This window comes from Colwellia sp. BRX8-5 (assembly GCF_014077325.1).
Lineage (GTDB): Bacteria > Pseudomonadota > Gammaproteobacteria > Enterobacterales > Alteromonadaceae > Colwellia_A.
In genome coordinates this window covers 38,849-57,107 of sequence record NZ_JACGVR010000026.1, presented here as the reverse complement: position 1 = coordinate 57,107, position 18,259 = coordinate 38,849, and the positions used below count along the sequence as shown (strand labels likewise).

Genomic DNA, 18,259 nt, shown 5'->3' with positions numbered 1-18,259 from the left:
GCTGTATATAAAAAAACTAAAAAAACTAAAAAAACTAAAAAGAGAAGATTATGAAATTGTCTGCAAACCCTTTTCAAGCTTGCTTGGATACTATACTTTCACCCCTTGTTGCTTTTGATACGGTTAAAGAAAAAAAAGGCTGGTCATGGTTACCTTTTATTCTGCTGACTAGTTCTACTTTTGTGTTATTTATCTATTACTTTAGTGTTGTTGATTTTACTTGGTTAAAAGAGCAAATGATTAACCAAATTGCGGCGTCAAAACCGATGACCGATGATGAGCTTAAAGCCGTAGCAAGTTTTTATCAAAAGGATACCATGATTTGGACAACCGCTATTGGTGGCTCTTTAGGTTTTGTGGTTATTAACATGCTGACAGCCGTCTATTACCACATAGTGACGAAAGTCAGCGCGGCAAGTGAGTATAAATTTACTCAATGGTTTGCGTTTACTTGGTGGGCAAGTTTTCCTGCTATTATTTCTGTCGTGCTAAGTGCACTTGTTATTGTATTTGCTGGCGATGGTAGGGTGTCAATGCAAGATTTGCAGCCAACAAGTTTTAATAGCTTATTATTTTCTGTTGAGGCAAACAATGCTTGGTTTGGCCTGCTTGAAGCGATTAACTTATTTTCATTTTGGCTGATTGCAGTGACCACTATCGGTCTGCGCTCTTGGTTGAATATTAACACTCAAAAAGCATTTTTTATTGCTGCTGCTCCGCAAATACTTATCTTTATTTCTTGGGCTTTATACATAATGTTTATCGCTTAAAAAGAGCACGATTTTATGAAAAAAATACTGATTATTATTGTGGTTATTATTGGGCTAGTCAGTTTAGCTTACTTTAAAAAAACGGGTCAATCCCAGACGCTTGAAGTTAAGGTTCAGCAAGTGGCTGCTGAAAACATTAAACGTTCAATTTTGGCCTCAGGCACTTTAGTTTATAAAGAGCAGGTTCAGTTACGCTCTGAAGTTATTGGCCAAGTCAGTGAAATGTTAATAGAAGAAGGTGATGAGGTGACTAAGGGGCAAGTATTAATGCGCCTTGAACCTCGCACTTTCCGTGCTGATGTCGAGCAACAAGCGGCTTTTGTTCGTATTCAAAAGATTGCCATCGAGCATCAAAGCAAGAAAATTGAAAACTTAAAATCTCAATGGCAGCGCAAACATGACTTATATCAACGAAAAATTCTTGACCGTGACGCTTATGAACTTATCGACAATCAATACGCATTAGCAAAAATTGATTTACGTTCTCGTCAAGAATCTTTACTGCAAGCGCAAGCTACACTTGATAAAGCACAAGAGCGTTTAGATAAAACCGTTTTTCGTTCTCCTATAAAGGGTATTGCGACGTCAGTTGATATTAAACAAGGCGAAACAGCCATTAGTGGCAGCACAAATATTTCAGGATCAAATTTAATTACTTTAGCTGACCCCTCTTCTATTCTCATTGAAGTAGAGGTCGACGAAGCAGATATTGCAAATATTCTTGTTGGACAGCAAGCCGATATCTTTGCGGTCGCCTTTCCTGATAAAGCGCTTAAGGGGCAAGTTCAGAGCATTGCCACCACAGCTAAGCGCGCACAAGGACGACAAGGTTTAAGCTTCAAAGTTAAAATATTATTGTCTGACTCAAATACTATCGCCGTTCGACCTGGTATGAGTTGTCGCGCCGAAATATATACCCAGAGTAAAAGTAAAACGATAGCGGTACCCAGTGAGTCAGTCATTTTTGCTACACAGGGCAAGAACGTTCAAGTAGACGATGAAAGCGATAACGAAGCGCTTGCAGATAATGTTGACCACGTATTTGTGCTTATTGATGGTAAGGCTGTAAAGCAGAATGTTGAGCTAGGTATCTCAAATGATCGCTTACAAGAAATTACTTCAGGCCTAAAAGTAGGTGATAAAGTGATCATTGGACCCGCAAGAGCACTTGGTAAATTAAAAGATGCTCAGTCGGTGAAAGTGATCGATAAAGAGGCATAAATGATGTCTAACATTTCTCAAGAAAAAAAAGTGATAGCGCCAATTATTTCATTAAAAAATATCGCTCGCCTTTATAAAATGGGTAATCAAGCGTTTTATGCACTCAATAATTTTGATTTGGATATTCAATATAATGACTTTATTGCTATAACCGGACAGTCGGGGTCAGGTAAATCGACCTTGATGAATATTCTTGGCTGCTTAGATTATCCAACAAGTGGTGAATATAAACTTAAAGACAGAGATGTAGCTAAGCTTGATGAAACAACTCTGGCGGGTATTAGAAATTTAGAAATTGGCTTTATTTTTCAAAGTTTTAATTTATTACCCAGATCAAGTGCTTTACAAAATGTTATGCAACCATTGATATATCGAGGCATGCCAATCAAAGAACGCCGTATAAAGGCTAAGCTAGCCTTAACCCGGGTCGGTTTAAAGGACCGCATTGACCATTTACCGAATCAGTTGTCTGGTGGACAACGTCAGCGTGTCGCTATCGCTCGGGCATTAGTCACTGAACCTGCGATATTGTTAGCAGATGAACCTACCGGGAACTTAGATTCAGCAACCACAATGGAAATTATGGCACTGTTTGATGAGCTTCACCAAGATGGCCAAACCCTAATTATTGTAACCCATGAACAGGAAATAGCCGATCGTTGTCAGCGAGTTATACGCTTAACTGATGGCTGCTTAGTTGCTGATTCATTAAACCCAAATATTGAACAGCACTATAAAGAGCAGCAACTGATAAAGGAGAGTGCTAATGTCTAGTGTTTTCTTTAAAATTGTTGAGAGTACTCGTTCAGCGGCACATTCGGTGCGTGCTCACGGTTTTCGAAGTTTTTTAACAACCTTAGGTATTATTATTGGCGTTGCCTCAGTGATTGCTGTTGTCTCTGTCGTACAAGGATTAAGCAGCAGTATTACTTCGCAGTTCGACGATATGGGCACTAATGTTGTCAGTATTAATGCTTTTACGCCGCTAAAAGAACGTCTTCAAGGCAAAGTTGCCAAATTAACTTACCGTGACTTTTTAGAAATACAGTATAAAGTTTCAGGCATTAGCCATATCACTCCAACGGTTGCCGCAACAGGCCCAAATGGCGTAGTTCAGTATAAAGGGGAGTCAACGGCAACACGCGTTGTCGGTACAGGCTCTAGTTATCAATCTCTATATGGCATCTTTCCTGAAACGGGGCGCTTTTTTAATATAAATGATGATAAGTCTCGACGCCGCGTAGCCGTGTTAGGGGACTCGATTATAGACAAACTTGAAATCAAAGGTTCTGCTGTTGGTCAGTATATTATGATTGGCGGTGAGTGGTTTAAAGTGATTGGCGTGCTAGAAAAGCGTGGTAAACTTTTTGGCTTTGATCAAGATGACTTTATACTGTTGCCTTATACAACAACAAGAGCTTTGTTAGGTGGTGCTGAAGAACCCGATATCAGTATTTCGCTGCAAGTGGACGATGCAAATCAACTTGAAAGTATTAAGCAGCATATTCAAAATCTACTGCGTCGAAATCATAATATATCTAAAGAAACAGCGGATGATTTTAAAATTAGTACCGCAGAGCAAATGCTTGAAACCGTCAATAGTATTACCTCAAGTACCACTATGGTGCTCAGTGGTGTTGTTGGTATTTCATTATTGGTAGGCGGTATTGGTATTATGAATATTATGCTGGTTTCAGTGACTGAACGCACCCGCGAAATAGGTATTCAAAAAGCGCTTGGCGCAACGCGTGTAGATATACTTTTGCAGTTTCTTATAGAAGCTGTGTTCTTATGTTTACTGGGTGGTTTAATTGGTTTGGCATTAGGTTATGGTGCTGGCGCTTTGGTGAGTAGCCTTATTGATTTACCATCAGCAGAAGTACCTATGTGGGCTATAATGTTATCGTTTGGTTTTAGTGCAGGCGTTGGGCTGTTATTTGGTATTATTCCAGCGGCTAAAGCGGCTAATTTAGATCCTATTGATGCGCTACGTTATGAGTAGTTAACATGTATTACAGCGATATAATTGTGTAATTAAAGAGCTTATTAACGTTTTATATTTTATACCTCTTAAACAAAAAAAGCCCAGTCATAGACTGGGCAAAAAATATAAGGGAGAAACATAATCAATAAAAGTTTAGCTTTCGTTTGCTCCTATCGAATGGTTAGTTCTTGAAGCAGCACGTGGTTGCAGTAAACTTTTACCATTTATCGCAATTTTTCTTGGTTTTAACGCTTCAGGTATTTCTCTCTCTAAATCTATATGCAGCAAACCATGCTCCATAAAAGCACCGATGACTTTGACATGTTCACCGAGTTGAAATTTACGTTCGAAGTTACGCTCAGCAATACCTTGATGTACAAAGTTTCTTGGTGAACCATTATCGTTGACAGGTTTGGTACCGGTAACGATTAAGGTGTTCTCTTTTGATTCAATTTCAAGATCTTCATCGGCAAAGCCAGCAATAGCCATAGTAATACGATATTGGTCTTCGGCAAGTAATTCTACATTGTAAGGGGGGTAAGATGATTGCTTGTCTGTACGAGAGGCTTTTTCAATTAAACCCGCTAAGTGTTCAAAGCCAATAAATGAACGGTAAAGTGGGCTGATATCTGTTTGTATACGCATAATTCATATCCTATTAGTTATACCCATAATTGAGATGTAAGGGTATTAGCAATATGGGATCTCTTTTGAATATTTCTGTGCTTACTATAACCAACATAAAGTCGCGATATAGCTAGGCTGAAATTATTATTCTCAGAGATTTAAGGTGCCTTTCAATATTGAACAGGCGGTTAATGTAGTCCCGTTTAGCTTGTGGCGACTACATTAATAAAGATGGGCGCGATGTTTTATTTTTCAAGTTTTAAATTTAAATTAAAATTGTTTTTAATTTAAGTTTTTGAAATGTAATGATTTATTGTTTGTCGTTATTCTCTTGAACCGTTTCCATATCCAGTGTTTCACTTGGGCTTAATGCTTGTATGGTCGAAAGGGCTAATTCATAATTAGGGTGCTTTGAAATATCAGCAACAATTTCCTTGTAAGCGATCATTCCTGATGAATCAATAATAAATATCGCTCGCGTTAATAAGCCCATATCTTTAATGAGTAAGCCGTAATTACTACCAAAGTTGCGCCACACTGAATCAGATAAGACCGTTATTTTATCGATACTTTCTGCTTCACAAAAACGTTTTTGCGCAAAAGGTAAATCATTGCTAATCGTTAACACAACAATGTCTTGGGGTAATTTTGCCATTTCTTCGTTGAAACGTTTTGTTTGTAAGGCACAGACGCCGGTGTCTAAACTTGGTACCACAGAGATAAGAATGTTTTTTCCTGAGAATGCTTCGAGAGTTACCGGCACAAAACTGGCATTAACCACTTTAAAATTAGGGGCTTTTTGACCAACATCAACTTGTGTACCTAATAGCGTGATGAATTTGTTATTTGCCTTAACTAAGTCAGTTGTTTGTTGTAAATTATCTTCATCAAGTGGCTTTGCAGATGCCACAAAAATGCTCAGGCTATTTAAAGTTAAAATCAGTGAAAAAGTAAGAAATACGGTTGAAAATTTCATAATGTTAAGCGCGCTTAAAAATTTTGGATAAAGAGATGTTAACTTTGACGATAAAAAATAGCCATTATTTAGTGCTTTATTTCAAATATTATCTATTGTTATTTATAGATAAACAGTAAAATGTTGAAAAATCATCACCACAACTATTATCTGAAAATAGGAATAACGAAAATATGTCAATACCCTTGTTAATTTGTGATGACTCAAATATGGCGCGTAAGCAGGTAGCACGTTCTTTACCTGATGATTGGGATGTCGAGATAAGCTTTGCTACTAACGGCGAAGAAGGCATTCAAGCAATAAAAGCTGGTAAAGGTGATGTACTTTTACTTGATTTAAATATGCCAGTGATGGACGGTTACCAAGTCCTTGAAACTATTATTAAAGAAGACTTAAACACTATGGTGATTGTAATTTCTGGCGATATACAGCCAGAAGCACACCAACGTGTTACGAGCTTAGGTGCTCTAGACTTTATTCAAAAGCCAGTCAATAAAACCAAACTAACAGAAATATTATTGGCTTACGGTATTTTTACCCAAGACAGCGAAGAAGAAAAGCCTTTACCCGTTGAAATCGAAAAACCGCCGGTGATAGCCCCAGCTCCTAAACATAGCGAGTTGGCACCACTGACACAAGCGGCAGAGACAGTTAGTATTGAAAGAGAACAATCAGATGAAGCGTTTTTCTTAGACCCTGAACTACGAGACTGTTACCAAGAAATAGCCAACGTCGCTATGGGACAAGCAGGAGATTTATTAGCGCGTTTACTTGATGTGTTTGTTGTTCTCCCCATTCCTAATGTCAATTTAATTGAAGTTAGTGAACTGAGCATGGCGCTCTCTGATGTAGAAGAACAAGAAAGTACTTCGGGAATTTGCCAAGGATTTATTGGCGCAGGTATTTCTGGTGAAGCACTACTTATTTTAAATGACTCAAGTTTTAAAGATGTTGCTTCATTAATGAATTATAAGTATGAAGTTGATGAAAGTACTGAGCTTGAATTATTAATGGATCTAGCCAATGTACTTATTGGTGCTTGTTTAAATGGTGTTTCTGCCCAATTAGATATGCCTTTTAGCCAAGGCCACCCCGTTGTTTTAGGACAACATAAAAAAATATCTGAGTTGATAGCGACCAACTCTAAAAAATGGAAGCGTACCTTAGCTATCGAAATTAGTTATAGCATTGAAGACTATTCAATCAAATGTGATTTACTCTTACTCTTTACCGAAGAGTCTATGCGTACACTCAATAATAAAATCTCTTACTTACTGGATTAACTATGTCATTAGAAACATCACAAATAAATGAATTACATTGGTTAATGGAAATGTTACACACCATCGATGTAGGATTGGTTGTACTAGATAGAGATTATAAAGTGCAAATATGGAATGGTTTTATGGAGAATCATAGCGGTCTGTTACCCCGTGAAGTGAAAGATAAAGTGCTATTCCCTTTGTTTGATGAAATACCTGAAGCATGGTTTAAGCGCAAAGCTGAATCAGTCTTTTTACTAAAAAATAAAGCCTTTACAATTTGGGAACAACGTCCTTATTTGTTTAAGTTTCAAAATTATCGTCCTATCACAGGGGCGGCTGATTATATGTATCAAAATACTACTTTTATTCCTTTGATGTCAGCGACAGGAATAGTGACTCATTTATGCCTCATTATTTATGATGTGACTGATAATGCTTCTCATAAAAAAGACTTAGTTAAGGCGAATAAAGAATTAGCTATTTTGAGTCAAACTGATGGCCTAACAAAACTGTTTAATCACACGCACTGGGAGCATTGCTTGCAAGCGGAATACAAGCGTTGGATCCGTAGTCAAAACCCTAGTTGCTTAGTGATGATTGATATTGATCATTTTAAAGTGGTTAACGATACCTATGGCCATGTCGTTGGTGACGAAGTTATTCGCCATATCTCAGGACTTATTCGCCATCATGTGCGTGAAACAGATGTTTCGGGGCGCTACGGTGGTGAGGAATTTGTTATATTATTAGCGGACACATCATTAGATAATGGTAAAGTATTTGCTGAACGATTAAGAGAAGAGATTGAAAAATCTGTGGTGAAATATAATGACATTGATGTTAAATATACGGTAAGTATGGGGATTGCTGAAATAGACATTAGTATTGAAAGTTATGAAGCTTGGATTGAGTGTGCTGATGCCGCTATGTACCGAGCAAAAGATAATGGCCGTAATCAAATAGCCTTGCACCCTAAGCAACTAGTTTAGTTCGTTACAAATAAGTCATAAAAAAAGCCCTTATGGGCTTTTTTTATATAAAATATTTACTTTAATGAGCGTAAACTTTTTTTCCATTTACCCAAGTCGCTATGACTTTATTCTTCCAGATATCTTGTTGGTTTTCTGTAAAGTAATTATCTTCTAATAAAATAAAGTCAGCTTTTTTACCTTTTTCTAAGCTCCCTAAAGTATTTTCTTGGTGTGCTGCATAAGCCGCGTCAATAGTAAAAGTTCGTAAGGCTTCTAAGCGTGTCATACTTTCTTCACTGAACCAGCCACTTTTCGGTTGGTTCTGATGATCTTGACGGGTGACTGAAGAGTGTAAACCAAAAAATGGATTAGGAGATTCCACTGGAAAATCTGAGCCTGCAGCGATTATAGCTTTGGCATTCATCAATTTACGCCATGCATAAGCACCTAAAATACGTTCTTCACCAATTCGGTCAACAGCCATGTTTTTATCACTGGTTGCGTGTGTAGCTTGCATTGAAGCGATAATGTTGAGCTCAGCGAAGCGAGGAATATCACTTAATTGTAATATTTGCGCATGTTCAACTCTATGACGAAGCGCTTCGGTATTTGTTGCTTTTATTTGGTGTTGATATAAATCTAGAACCACTTTATTAGCATTATCACCAATGGCATGAGTATTCACCTGAAAACCTGCCTTCATCGCAGTATTCATATACAAGGTTAACTTTTCTTTGTCATGTAACATTAAACCTTTATGACCAGCATGGTCTGAATAATCAGCAATTAAAGAGGCGCCACGACTACCCAAAGCACCATCGGCTTGAATTTTCACACTATTAAAATTAAGCATGTTATCACGGCTAGTGAATGGTCCTTGCTTGAGTGTTTCCTGCCAATTTTCAGAGGGTAAATACAACATAGCGTTGACACGCATAGGGAGGGCGTTTTCATTGCTCAATTCTTTGAATAGTTCAAGGTTATCAGTAAAAATACCAGCATCATGAACACTGGTTAAACCAAAAGATACCAATTTATTAAGCGCTTTTTTTAAGACTAATTTTTGTTCTTGCTTGGTCAAAGGGGCAATGCTTTTAGTGATCAAATCCATGGCATTATCAATAAAAATTCCTGTTGGCTGACCAGAGTCATCACGAATTATATCGCCACCCGTTGGACTTTGTGTCGCTGATGTTATACCAGCAAGCTCCATCGCTTTAGTATTGGCCCAGCCCGCATGTCCATCAACACGTCTTAAGAATACGGGTTTGTTAGGAAAGTGTTTATCTAGCGATTTTGCTGTTGGAAATTGGGTGTTTTCCCATTGAGTTTGGTTCCAGCCTTGTCCTTGTACCCAAGTAATATCTGGGTTTGCCTTTGCATAATTTATGGCTTTCTTTACCGCTGATTCTTCTGAAAGTGAGCCAAGTAAATTTGCTTGCATCAAACTTAAGCCGTAACTTAATATATGGCCATGAGCATCAATTAAGCCCGGAAGTAGTGTTTTACCCTGGCCATCGATAACCGTCATCTGACCGGATTTAGGTAATACTTCACCATCGATAAAAAGTTTATCAATTTTATCATCGGTAAATTGAATAGCCGTAAACTGCTTTAATTGTTGGTCAGCTAAAGTATAGCCCTGAACATTGGTGATAATGGTTGTTTGTGCGAAGGCTAAACTGGTAGAGGTCAGTAAAAATAAGGTTAAAGTGGACAGGTGTTTAGTCAATACTTTCATAAATAAATCCTATGTATTATTGTTTTTTATGTTTTTTTATTGAGCATAGGATAAAGGCAGAAAAATAAAATTAATAGTATTAATGGTAATAACCAATGAATAAGTTGCCAATATTGACTATAAAAAGTCTTTCCTTGGACGAGTTCAAGGTCAGCTTTAAGCACAGCGTCAGTAAACTGTGGCAGTGTGGCCTGAATATTTCCTTGGTGATCAACGATAGCGGTTACACCATTGTTGGTGGCACGTAGCAGTGGTCGACCAAATTCCAAAGCGCGCATGCGAGCAATGTCTAAATGTTGATGTGGACCATGTGAATCGCCAAACCAAGAATCATTACTAACCGTGAGTAAAATGTCGGTTTCGTTGGTAAAGTTAGCGGCTAATTGCTCAGGAAAGGCAATTTCAAAACAAATAAGCGGTAATAGATGAACGCCTTTAGCAACAAGGTTGGGTTGAATATAGTCACCTCGGGTGAAAGAAGAATATTGTAAATTAAATATTGGCGCAATTTTTCTTAATATGTCACCAAAAGGCACAAATTCACCTATGGGTAACAGGTGGTTTTTATAATAGCGGTTACTATGGTTATAACGGTAATGCCCAGTATCGTCGTTACTTTCTTTTTTACCGATGACAATCAGTGAATTGAAATAGGTTTTTGATTGATATTTGTAATCTAAAATACCGGTAATAATAGCACTATCATTGAGTGCGGCAGATCTATCGGCCATACTGAGAAAGTCTTGTGCAGCGGGTTCTAATGCTGTTACTGCTGACTCCGGCCAAACAATAATGTCAGCATCATAATTTTCTCGGCTGTGATCTAGGTATTTTAATTGGATGGGCCACTCTTTTTCGGGCTGCCATTTCATTGATTGTTCAACATTACCTTGTACTAAAGCAGCGGTAATTTTTTTGCTGGTCGGTGTTACCCAAGCAACATTCGTTAATAAATAAGCGGAGATAGACACAGCAATCAATAAGAGTATATGTGTCTTGCGATAGCAGTTATTTATAACATTAATAACCGCAATACTGATTACCAGCAGCAAAGCACTTATTCCTATTTCACCAATCAGTGGTGCAAAACTCGCTAGTGGACCATCGATTTGGCTATAGCCAATTGAAAGCCATGGAAAACCAGTCAAGATGTTAGCACGCAAATATTCTGAAATAAGCCAGCAGGGTGGCAGTAACCACAGAGAGAATTTTTTCTTTGGCGCAAACCTCGTTGATAAATAGCAAGCAAGTGCTGGATAAAGTGCCAAATAACAACACAATAACACCATCAATAACAGTGAGAAAAATAGTGGCAAACCACCAAATTGATCAATACTGACATGCACCCAACTAATACCGCTACCAAACCAACCAAGAGCAAAGATGAAACCTTGTTTAGTGGCTGTCTTTACATCAGTACCATTAATAGAATGGAGAAATAACGGCAGCACAATAAGCATCAGCCACCATAGCGAAAAAGGTGCGTAGGCGAGCACTAAGCTGAGCCCAGCAAGGAAGCTGAGCCAGTTACGCTTATTAAATAAGTTATCGCGTAGTCGTTTTATTAGGCGAGTGCCTAGTGTCTTGATCGCCATTGAGGTTAGTCGACTATCTTTCCATTGATTTTATGGTCTTTTGGAATCGTAATATGTAAGCTTTGGATACGGCGATTATCGCCGGCGGTGACTTTAAATTCAAAATCACCAATCGTCATTATTTCACCTTTTTTAGGCATATGGCCAAATTGATGTAACACTACGCCACCAATAGTATCGGCATCGTTGCCATCAAACTCAGTATTAAAATATTCATTGAAGTCATCAAGCTCTGTTAATGCCTTAACTTGATAAACATTACCGGCAAGATACTTAATATCTAGTTCAATTTCATCATCTGTTTCATCTTCAATTTCACCAACAATTAATTCAAGAATATCTTCAATAGTGACAACACCAGAAACGCCACCATATTCATCAACAACAATTGCCATATGATAACGCTGAGAACGAAACTCTTGTAATAACGGTTCAACTCTTTTACTTTCTGGAACAATAATCGATGGACGAATTATTTTGGCTATGATGCATTCTTCTTGTTGACCAAAGCCGTAAGCGAGCAGATCTTTAGCGAGTAAAATTCCCTCAATGTGATCAATATCGTCGTTAATAACAGGAAATCTAGAGTGACCAGACTCTAAGATGATCGGTAAAGAATGTTCAATCGGATCGTTGATATCAAGCGTGACCATTTGCGATCTTGGGATCATAATATCACGCACTCGCATATCAGAAACTTCTAATACACCTTGGATCATTAACTTGGTTTCTGGCTTAATTAAGTCGCGGTCTTCAGCGTCATTTAATACATCAACCAATTCGTCTTTACTTTTGGGCTCTCCGGTAAAGACCTGTACTATTTTATCAAGTATCGATCGATTTGCAGAGCCGTTGCTAGAGTGGGGGTGGTCATCGCTCATAGAGCTTATTTATTTCCTGTAAGGTTAACTTGTTGCTTATTTTCTAATCAATCGAAAGTAAATTCAAGTAGTAAGTGGTTATTTATCTATGAATTATAAAGGATAAATTTATTCATTTATAATATAAGGATCGGATATATCGAGTGCTTTAAGTAATTTTGTTTCCAGAGCTTCCATTTCTGTGGCTTCAACTTCATCAATATGATCGTAACCTAATAAGTGTAAGCAGCCATGAATCACCATATGAGCCCAGTGATTATGCAGGTCTTTGTGCTGTTCATTGGCTTCTTGGGCGACGATGTCAGCACAAATCACTAAATCACCGAGTAAGTCTAGTTCAATTTCTGCTGGTACCTCAAAAGGAAATGATAAAACATTGGTCGGTTTATCTTTTCCACGATACTGTAAGTTCAGAGACTGGCTTTCTTTAACGTCAACGAGACGAATGGTAAGTTCAAAATCCGTTTTATCATTATTTAAAGCGATATTTACCCAAGATTGAAACTGTTCATTGCTGGGTAAATTTTTGGCATCACAAGCATGTTGAAGATCGAGTAGTGTTGCCACTATTGATTATCCATAGCATCAAGTGCCGCTTTATTTCTTTTTTCATCTTTTAAACGTTTTTCTTTTTGTTCAAAAGCATCATATGCATCAACAATTCTAGCCACAACCGGGTGGCGGACAATATCTTTTGATTCAAAGTAGTTGAAACTAATGCCAGGAATATCGTCAAGTACTTCAATCGCGTGACGTAAGCCTGATTTAGCACCACGTGGTAAATCTACTTGGGTAATATCGCCGGTGATAACAGCACGGGCATTAAAGCCAATACGGGTTAAAAACATTTTCATTTGTTCTACGGTCGTATTCTGACTTTCATCAAGAATTATAAAAGCATCATTTAATGTTCTGCCACGCATATAAGCAAGAGGAGCAATCTCAATGACATTGCGCTCGATAAGCTTTTCAACTTTTTCAAAACCCAGCATTTCAAAGAGTGCGTCGTATAATGGGCGCAGGTAAGGATCCACTTTTTGTGATAAATCACCTGGAAGGAATCCCAATTTTTCACCCGCTTCAACGGCTGGGCGTGTTAACAGAATTCGTCTAACTTCTTGTTTTTCTAAAGCTTCAACAGCACAAGCAACGGCTAAATAGGTTTTACCTGTACCCGCAACACCAACGCCAAAGCTAATGTCATTACTCATAATGTTATGCACATAACTTTGCTGGTTTGGATTACGAGGTTTGACGACACCACGTTTGGTTTTTATAGTCACTAACTTGTCGAAATCAACATCAACTTTAGTGGGCTCTTGCTCAAGCACTTTTGCGTCTAAAATAGCAAGATGGACCATTTTTTCTGTGATTTCTTTTAGCTCATTTTTTACGGTTGCTGTTTCAATATATAAATTCTTAAGCAAGACAATGACGGCTTCACAATTTGCGGGTTCACCCATCACTTTAAATTCATTGCTGCTGTAACTTATTTTAACACCAAGGCGACGTTCAATGGTTTTTAAGTTATCGTCCATTGAACCACATAAATTCGCTAGGCGATTATTATCAAGCGGTGTTAAGTCAAATTGTTTGCTAATACTTGTAGTCAAATTTATATCCGTTTTTATAGGCTAAGGTTTTAATTATTAAGGCGTAAAACTACCAACACCTAACTCGTCGATGTTACTACTTTTGCTAGTATGATGACTGTTCGCTAGGATGTCTTGTGGAGAATACGCAATGCGCAAGCCCATTTCACTTTCTTCGCGCACTAATTCACCGCGCAGCGAGTTAGCATAAACATCAGTAATTTTAATATCAACAAATTGACCAATAACCGTGTGAGGAGCAACAAAATTAACCGTGCGGTTATTTTCTGTTTTACCGCGTAATTCCATCGGATTTTTCTTTGAAGGACCTTCAACAAGAATACGTTGTTCTGTATTCAACATTTGACGTGCAATACGTAATGCTTGATGGGTAATTTGGTCTTGAAGCACTTTTAAACGTTCTTTTTTAGTGATATCAGAAATATCATCAATCATATCTGCTGCCGGTGTACCAGGGCGCGCACTGTAAATAAAACTAAAGCTTAAATCGAAATCTACCGCTTTAATTAAATCCATTGTTGCTTGGAAGTCAGCATCCGACTCACCAGGAAAACCAATAATGAAGTCTGAACTCATGCAAATATCTGGACGTGCTTTCTTTAATTTTCGAATTTGTGATTTATATTCTAATGCAGTATGACCACGTTTCATTTGCGTTAAAATTCTATCTGAGCCACTTTGTACCGGTAAATGTAGGTGACTCACTAATTCAGGAACGTCTTTGTAGACCTCAATGATATCATCGGTAAATTCAATCGGATGTGATGTTGTATAGCGAATACGGTCAATGCCGTCAACCGTAGCAACCAAACGCAATAATTCTGAAAAGCGACAAATTTCATCATCGTGCGTAATACCACGATAGCCATTAACGTTTTGTCCTAATAAATTAACTTCACGTACACCTTGTGCAGCAAGTTGAGCTATTTCATATAATACATCGTCAAGTGGACGACTGACTTCTTCACCACGAGTGTAAGGTACAACACAGAAGGTACAGTATTTACTACAGCCTTCCATAATCGACACAAAAGCGCTAGCGCCATCAGCTTTAGGTTCAGGAAGACGATCAAACTTTTCAATTTCAGGAAAGCTAACATCAACAACAGGATTATGATCACCAGTAACTTGTTGGATCATTTCAGGTAGGCGGTGCAATGTTTGTGGGCCAAAAACCATATCAACATAAGGCGCACGCTGGCGAATAGCATCACCTTCTTGAGAAGCAACACAGCCACCAACACCAATTAATAAACCGGGTTTATTGTCTTTTAGATGTTTCCAACGCCCTAGCTGATGAAAAACCTTTTCTTGTGCCTTTTCGCGTATAGAACAAGTGTTTAATAAGATGACATCAGCATCTTCAGCTTCGTCAGCCAATACAAAACCATGCGTTGAATCTAATAATTCGGCCATTTTCTGCGAGTCATACTCGTTCATTTGGCAACCCCAAGTTTTGATATATAGCTTTTTACTCATTAACTTTCCACTCATTAAATATTTAAAAATTTAGACAAACTAACATGAAATTTATTGCTTCGCAGTTAGTTCAATTTAAGGATGCATATTTTACTCCTTCTTGACGCTTGACGCCAGTACCCGATTCAACTTTAAGTGGCGCGGGTCTATCTGATCTCAATTATTGACCGCAACCATTAATAATATTCGTATAACTGATATAGGTTGGTTAGAATAACTTTGAAAAATCATTAAATAAAAAGTGTAAATTTTATGAGCAATTTTGATTGTGTCGTGGTCGGTGGTGGTATGGTTGGCGCTGCTAGTGCGTTATCTTTGGCAAACTTAGGGTTAACTGTGGCTATTGTCGAACCAAAGCAACCCGTCTGTTTTAATGAAACACAAGCACTAGATTTACGTGTTTCAGCTATATCGCTTGCTTCTGAGCATTTGTTGACACAATTGGGGGCTTGGCCACAATTAAAACAATGGCGAATGTGTCCTTATAAACGATTAGGTGTTTGGGAAAATCAGACAAGTTATACCGAGTTTAACGCCGATGACATTGGGCAATCTCATCTTGGCCATATTATTGAAAATCGCTTAGTTCAGCTTGCCTTATGGCAGCAAATTAAAACTCACAGTAAGGTGACTTTATTTGCACCAGCGAGTTTAGAAAGCTTTACTGAACATCAAAATGAAATCGCAGTAAGCTTGGCAATTAAACCGGCTGAAAAAGAGTGTAGTGAAATAGAAAAAATTACCACTCAAATATTAATTGCGGCTGATGGCGCTCATTCACAGGTAAGAAAACTAGCTCATATAGGTATAACGGGTTGGGATTATCAGCAATCAGCAATGCTTATTAATGTTGAAACTCAACATTTACAACAAGATATTACCTGGCAACAATTTTTTCAGACTGGCCCAATTGCTTTCTTACCGCTGCCAGGAGAAAGTCAATTAGGTGGTTATGCTTCCTTGGTTTGGTATCATCAAAAAAACGAGATAAAAAGGTTGTCGGCTTTATCTAATGAACAACTGCAAAGTGAAATCATTGAAAAATTTCCACAACGAATAGGTCAAATAAAGGTTATTAATAAAGGGGCATTTCCACTGACTCGTCGACATGCTAATACTTATCAAAAAGGTCGAGTATTATTATTAGGTGATGCAGCGCACACCATTAACCCCATGGCAGGGCAGGGAGTAAATCTTGGCTTTAAAGATGTAAAGGCTTTACAAACCGTCATAGCCAGTGCCATTGGTAATAATGAGTGTTGGCACTTGCCTGAGGTTTTATCACGTTACGAATCTAAGCGACGAATAGACAATCTATTGATGATGACAACGATGGATTCACTGTATGCAACGTTTAGCCACCCATCACCAGCTATTAAACTCTTTCGAAACATAGGGCTGACAATGGCAAATAAGATACCTTTTTTGAAAAATAAGGCTTTAGCTTACGCTTGTGGTGTATAAGTTGAAGTGATAATGGATCTTAAAAGAAATCTTTCAATGCAGTAAGAGATTAAGTCTTAAGATAATATTTATTGGGTGTTTAAGGTAAGATTCAAAAAGAATGGCAGGGGTAAGAGGATTTGAACCTCTGAATGACTGGATCAAAACCAGCTGCCTTACCGCTTGGCTATACCCCTGTAATGTTACTTATTTTCTAACAACTATCATGATGATAACTGTTAGTTAGAATGGTACGGGTCAAGAGACTTGAACTCTCACATCTTTCGATACTGGAACCTAAATCCAGCGCGTCTACCAATTCCGCCAAACCCGCATTGCTTCTAATACTACTAAGCATTAATAGCCTTGTAGATATTTCAAATAATTATTATGTCACTCAGTAATGTTTACTATTTTTTTAATAAAAACTAATTACCTTTTAAAAAAGGAATATTAAACAATAAAGTGGCAGGGGTAAGAGGATTTGAACCTCTGAATGACTGGATCAAAACCAGCTGCCTTACCGCTTGGCTATACCCCTGTAGGTATTCTAAATAACAAGTAAATATGACACTTATAATGTTTAATATTAGTTTTAATAAAGACTGATTGAGTTTTAAAAAAGGAATGTTAAACAAGAAAGTGGCAGGGGTAAGAGGATTTGAACCTCTGAATGACTGGATCAAAACCAGCTGCCTTACCGCTTGGCTATACCCCTGCAATGTTACTTACTTTCTAACAAATATCATGATGATAAATGTTAGTTAGAATGGTACGGGTCAAGAGACTTGAACTCTCACATCTTTCGATACTGGAACCTAAATCCAGCGCGTCTACCAATTCCGCCAAACCCGCATTTCTTCTAATACTTCTTTCACTACTAAGAGTTAAATGGTGGCTACACCGGGATTTGAACCTGGGACCCCATCATTATGAGTGATGTGCTCTAACCAGCTGAGCTATGTAGCCTTTCCGTATTGCCTCTCAGCAAGTGGCGCGTATTATGCAAATCTGCTTAGGCTACGTCAACCGTTTTTTTATAATAAATGCTAATTTCTTTCTGTTTGCTTGTTTAGTCTACAAATTGGGCGTTTAATATTCTAGGAAAGCGCAATCTCTTTAAAATAAAAACAAGAACGCTAAGTTCTTGCTTTATTTTAAAGAACCGTAGATATCAACTTATGATTATTTTACGCGTTCTTTTGCTTCTTCTTCTAAATGTTTTGAGTATTTACCAATATCGGCGATATGTTTAGCAACTTCTTTTGAAGGAACTTTACCAATAATAAATTCACCTGTTTCTAAAGCGCTATTAGATGCAGCAAAAACTAACAAATTTTGGCCGTTACATTCGATACTACCAAAAAGTGTACGAATTTTTAATTTATTTTGTTTCATAAATGAACGTAAGCGGTTCTTATCATTTGCCGCAACGTATTCACAAATACGAAGAGATATATTATCGGCTTTAGTCACAGGGGCAAAAGTTACTGAAGCGGCAATTAAGCTAGCAAGTAGGAGTGTTTTTTTCATGGTCTGCCTTTTTATTGTTTATTAAAGTAATAGGTTGTTGGTCTGACGTTGATAATTTCAACTTATATCAGATTGGTATTATGATAATTGTGGTATATTTTAGAAATAAAACAAGATATTTTTAAATTTTTTAAATTAAGTAGTCTATTGTTTTCATTGT

The 18,259-nt window shown here is 37.7% G+C and carries 16 protein-coding genes and 6 tRNA genes; 7 read left to right on the top strand and 15 right to left on the bottom strand.

Features of this window, described 5'->3' with window-relative positions; all coding sequences use genetic code 11:
• The first annotated feature begins 50 nt into the window (after positions 1 to 50).
• The 4 genes from H4J62_RS15175 to H4J62_RS15160 are packed head-to-tail and all read left to right on the top strand — an operon-like array spanning position 51 to position 3,993.
• Entirely contained in the window at positions 51 to 770 is a 720-nt protein-coding gene (locus H4J62_RS15175; protein WP_182215500.1) for a YIP1 family protein, read from the top strand.
• 15 nt (positions 771 to 785) lie between these two features.
• Positions 786 to 1,991, top strand: coding sequence for an efflux RND transporter periplasmic adaptor subunit (locus tag H4J62_RS15170; protein ID WP_182215497.1), 1,206 nt, complete (start codon positions 786 to 788; stop codon positions 1,989 to 1,991).
• A gap of 33 nt (positions 1,992 to 2,024) precedes the next feature.
• Positions 2,025 to 2,765 (top strand): ABC transporter ATP-binding protein, encoded by a 741-nt coding sequence (locus tag H4J62_RS15165; RefSeq protein WP_310733562.1) that lies wholly within the window; start codon positions 2,025 to 2,027, stop codon positions 2,763 to 2,765.
• On the top strand, positions 2,758 to 3,993 hold the full coding sequence (locus H4J62_RS15160) for an ABC transporter permease (protein ID WP_182215494.1): 1,236 nt from the start codon (positions 2,758 to 2,760) through the stop codon (positions 3,991 to 3,993). Before H4J62_RS15165 ends, H4J62_RS15160 begins: the two co-directional genes overlap by 8 nt.
• A gap of 135 nt (positions 3,994 to 4,128) precedes the next feature.
• Here H4J62_RS15160 and H4J62_RS15155 read toward each other — a convergent pair whose 3' ends face one another.
• Positions 4,129 to 4,620 carry an Hsp20 family protein gene (locus tag H4J62_RS15155; RefSeq protein WP_182215493.1) on the bottom strand — a complete coding sequence of 164 codons (492 nt, stop codon included), beginning with the start codon at positions 4,618 to 4,620 and terminating at the stop codon, positions 4,129 to 4,131.
• A gap of 292 nt (positions 4,621 to 4,912) precedes the next feature.
• Complete coding sequence (gene tpx, locus H4J62_RS15150; protein WP_182215491.1) at positions 4,913 to 5,578, bottom strand: thiol peroxidase; 666 nt, start codon at positions 5,576 to 5,578, stop codon at positions 4,913 to 4,915.
• 173 nt (positions 5,579 to 5,751) lie between these two features.
• Between tpx and H4J62_RS15145 the strand changes: the two genes are divergently transcribed.
• Together H4J62_RS15145 and H4J62_RS15140 are read left to right on the top strand one after the other, a co-directional pair.
• Entirely contained in the window at positions 5,752 to 6,861 is a 1,110-nt protein-coding gene (locus H4J62_RS15145; RefSeq protein ID WP_182215489.1) for a response regulator, read from the top strand.
• A 2-nt stretch (positions 6,862 to 6,863) separates the two neighbouring features.
• Complete coding sequence (locus tag H4J62_RS15140; protein ID WP_182215488.1) at positions 6,864 to 7,832, top strand: diguanylate cyclase; 969 nt, start codon at positions 6,864 to 6,866, stop codon at positions 7,830 to 7,832.
• A gap of 61 nt (positions 7,833 to 7,893) precedes the next feature.
• Here the strand turns inward: H4J62_RS15140 and H4J62_RS15135 are convergent, their stop codons facing one another.
• The 6 genes from H4J62_RS15135 to miaB all read right to left on the bottom strand — a co-directional run bounded on the left by H4J62_RS15135 (position 7,894) and on the right by miaB (position 15,123).
• Positions 7,894 to 9,555: an amidohydrolase gene (locus tag H4J62_RS15135; RefSeq protein WP_182215486.1), complete on the bottom strand. Its 1,662-nt coding sequence runs from the start codon at positions 9,553 to 9,555 to the stop codon at positions 7,894 to 7,896.
• A gap of 26 nt (positions 9,556 to 9,581) precedes the next feature.
• Positions 9,582 to 11,150: an apolipoprotein N-acyltransferase gene (gene lnt, locus H4J62_RS15130; RefSeq protein WP_182215485.1), complete on the bottom strand. Its 1,569-nt coding sequence runs from the start codon at positions 11,148 to 11,150 to the stop codon at positions 9,582 to 9,584.
• 5 nt (positions 11,151 to 11,155) lie between these two features.
• A complete protein-coding gene (locus H4J62_RS15125; protein WP_070376146.1) occupies positions 11,156 to 12,031 on the bottom strand; it encodes an HlyC/CorC family transporter in 876 nt (291 codons plus the stop codon).
• Between the two features lie 108 nt (positions 12,032 to 12,139).
• Positions 12,140 to 12,598 carry an rRNA maturation RNase YbeY gene (ybeY, locus tag H4J62_RS15120; protein WP_182215483.1) on the bottom strand — a complete coding sequence of 153 codons (459 nt, stop codon included), beginning with the start codon at positions 12,596 to 12,598 and terminating at the stop codon, positions 12,140 to 12,142.
• Positions 12,598 to 13,644, bottom strand: coding sequence for a PhoH family protein (locus H4J62_RS15115; protein ID WP_182215481.1), 1,047 nt, complete (start codon positions 13,642 to 13,644; stop codon positions 12,598 to 12,600). Before H4J62_RS15115 ends, ybeY begins: the two co-directional genes overlap by 1 nt.
• Positions 13,645 to 13,680: 36 nt before the next feature.
• On the bottom strand, positions 13,681 to 15,123 hold the full coding sequence (miaB, locus tag H4J62_RS15110; RefSeq protein ID WP_182215480.1) for a tRNA (N6-isopentenyl adenosine(37)-C2)-methylthiotransferase MiaB: 1,443 nt from the start codon (positions 15,121 to 15,123) through the stop codon (positions 13,681 to 13,683).
• A 252-nt stretch (positions 15,124 to 15,375) separates the two neighbouring features.
• Here miaB and H4J62_RS15105 point away from each other — a divergent pair, with 252 nt between their 5' ends.
• Positions 15,376 to 16,587, top strand: coding sequence for an FAD-dependent monooxygenase (locus tag H4J62_RS15105; protein WP_182215478.1), 1,212 nt, complete (start codon positions 15,376 to 15,378; stop codon positions 16,585 to 16,587).
• A gap of 101 nt (positions 16,588 to 16,688) precedes the next feature.
• Here the strand turns inward: H4J62_RS15105 and H4J62_RS15100 are convergent.
• From H4J62_RS15100 to H4J62_RS15070, 7 genes are all read right to left on the bottom strand, one after another.
• Positions 16,689 to 16,763, bottom strand: a tRNA-Gln gene (locus tag H4J62_RS15100).
• Positions 16,764 to 16,815: 52 nt separating this feature from the next.
• A tRNA-Leu gene (locus tag H4J62_RS15095) sits at positions 16,816 to 16,900 on the bottom strand.
• A gap of 132 nt (positions 16,901 to 17,032) precedes the next feature.
• Positions 17,033 to 17,107, bottom strand: a tRNA-Gln gene (locus H4J62_RS15090).
• A gap of 102 nt (positions 17,108 to 17,209) precedes the next feature.
• Positions 17,210 to 17,284, bottom strand: a tRNA-Gln gene (locus tag H4J62_RS15085).
• A gap of 52 nt (positions 17,285 to 17,336) precedes the next feature.
• Positions 17,337 to 17,421, bottom strand: a tRNA-Leu gene (locus H4J62_RS15080).
• A gap of 37 nt (positions 17,422 to 17,458) precedes the next feature.
• Positions 17,459 to 17,535 (bottom strand) — tRNA-Met (locus tag H4J62_RS15075).
• Positions 17,536 to 17,751: 216 nt separating this feature from the next.
• Positions 17,752 to 18,099 (bottom strand): DUF3718 domain-containing protein, encoded by a 348-nt coding sequence (locus H4J62_RS15070; protein WP_182171308.1) that lies wholly within the window; start codon positions 18,097 to 18,099, stop codon positions 17,752 to 17,754.
• Positions 18,100 to 18,259: the final 160 nt, after the last annotated feature.

Coding starts and splice junctions, on each gene's coding strand:
- H4J62_RS15175 (WP_182215500.1), top strand. CDS start 51: ATGAAATTGTCTGCAAACCCTTTTCAAGCTTGCTTGGATACTATACTT.
- H4J62_RS15170 (WP_182215497.1), top strand. CDS start 786: ATGAAAAAAATACTGATTATTATTGTGGTTATTATTGGGCTAGTCAGT.
- H4J62_RS15160 (WP_182215494.1), top strand. CDS start 2,758: ATGTCTAGTGTTTTCTTTAAAATTGTTGAGAGTACTCGTTCAGCGGCA.
- H4J62_RS15155 (WP_182215493.1), bottom strand. CDS start 4,620: ATGCGTATACAAACAGATATCAGCCCACTTTACCGTTCATTTATTGGC.
- tpx (WP_182215491.1), bottom strand. CDS start 5,578: ATGAAATTTTCAACCGTATTTCTTACTTTTTCACTGATTTTAACTTTA.
- H4J62_RS15145 (WP_182215489.1), top strand. CDS start 5,752: ATGTCAATACCCTTGTTAATTTGTGATGACTCAAATATGGCGCGTAAG.
- H4J62_RS15140 (WP_182215488.1), top strand. CDS start 6,864: ATGTCATTAGAAACATCACAAATAAATGAATTACATTGGTTAATGGAA.
- H4J62_RS15135 (WP_182215486.1), bottom strand. CDS start 9,555: ATGAAAGTATTGACTAAACACCTGTCCACTTTAACCTTATTTTTACTG.
- lnt (WP_182215485.1), bottom strand. CDS start 11,150: ATGGCGATCAAGACACTAGGCACTCGCCTAATAAAACGACTACGCGAT.
- H4J62_RS15125 (WP_070376146.1), bottom strand. CDS start 12,031: ATGAGCGATGACCACCCCCACTCTAGCAACGGCTCTGCAAATCGATCG.
- miaB (WP_182215480.1), bottom strand. CDS start 15,123: ATGAGTAAAAAGCTATATATCAAAACTTGGGGTTGCCAAATGAACGAG.
- H4J62_RS15105 (WP_182215478.1), top strand. CDS start 15,376: ATGAGCAATTTTGATTGTGTCGTGGTCGGTGGTGGTATGGTTGGCGCT.
- H4J62_RS15070 (WP_182171308.1), bottom strand. CDS start 18,099: ATGAAAAAAACACTCCTACTTGCTAGCTTAATTGCCGCTTCAGTAACT.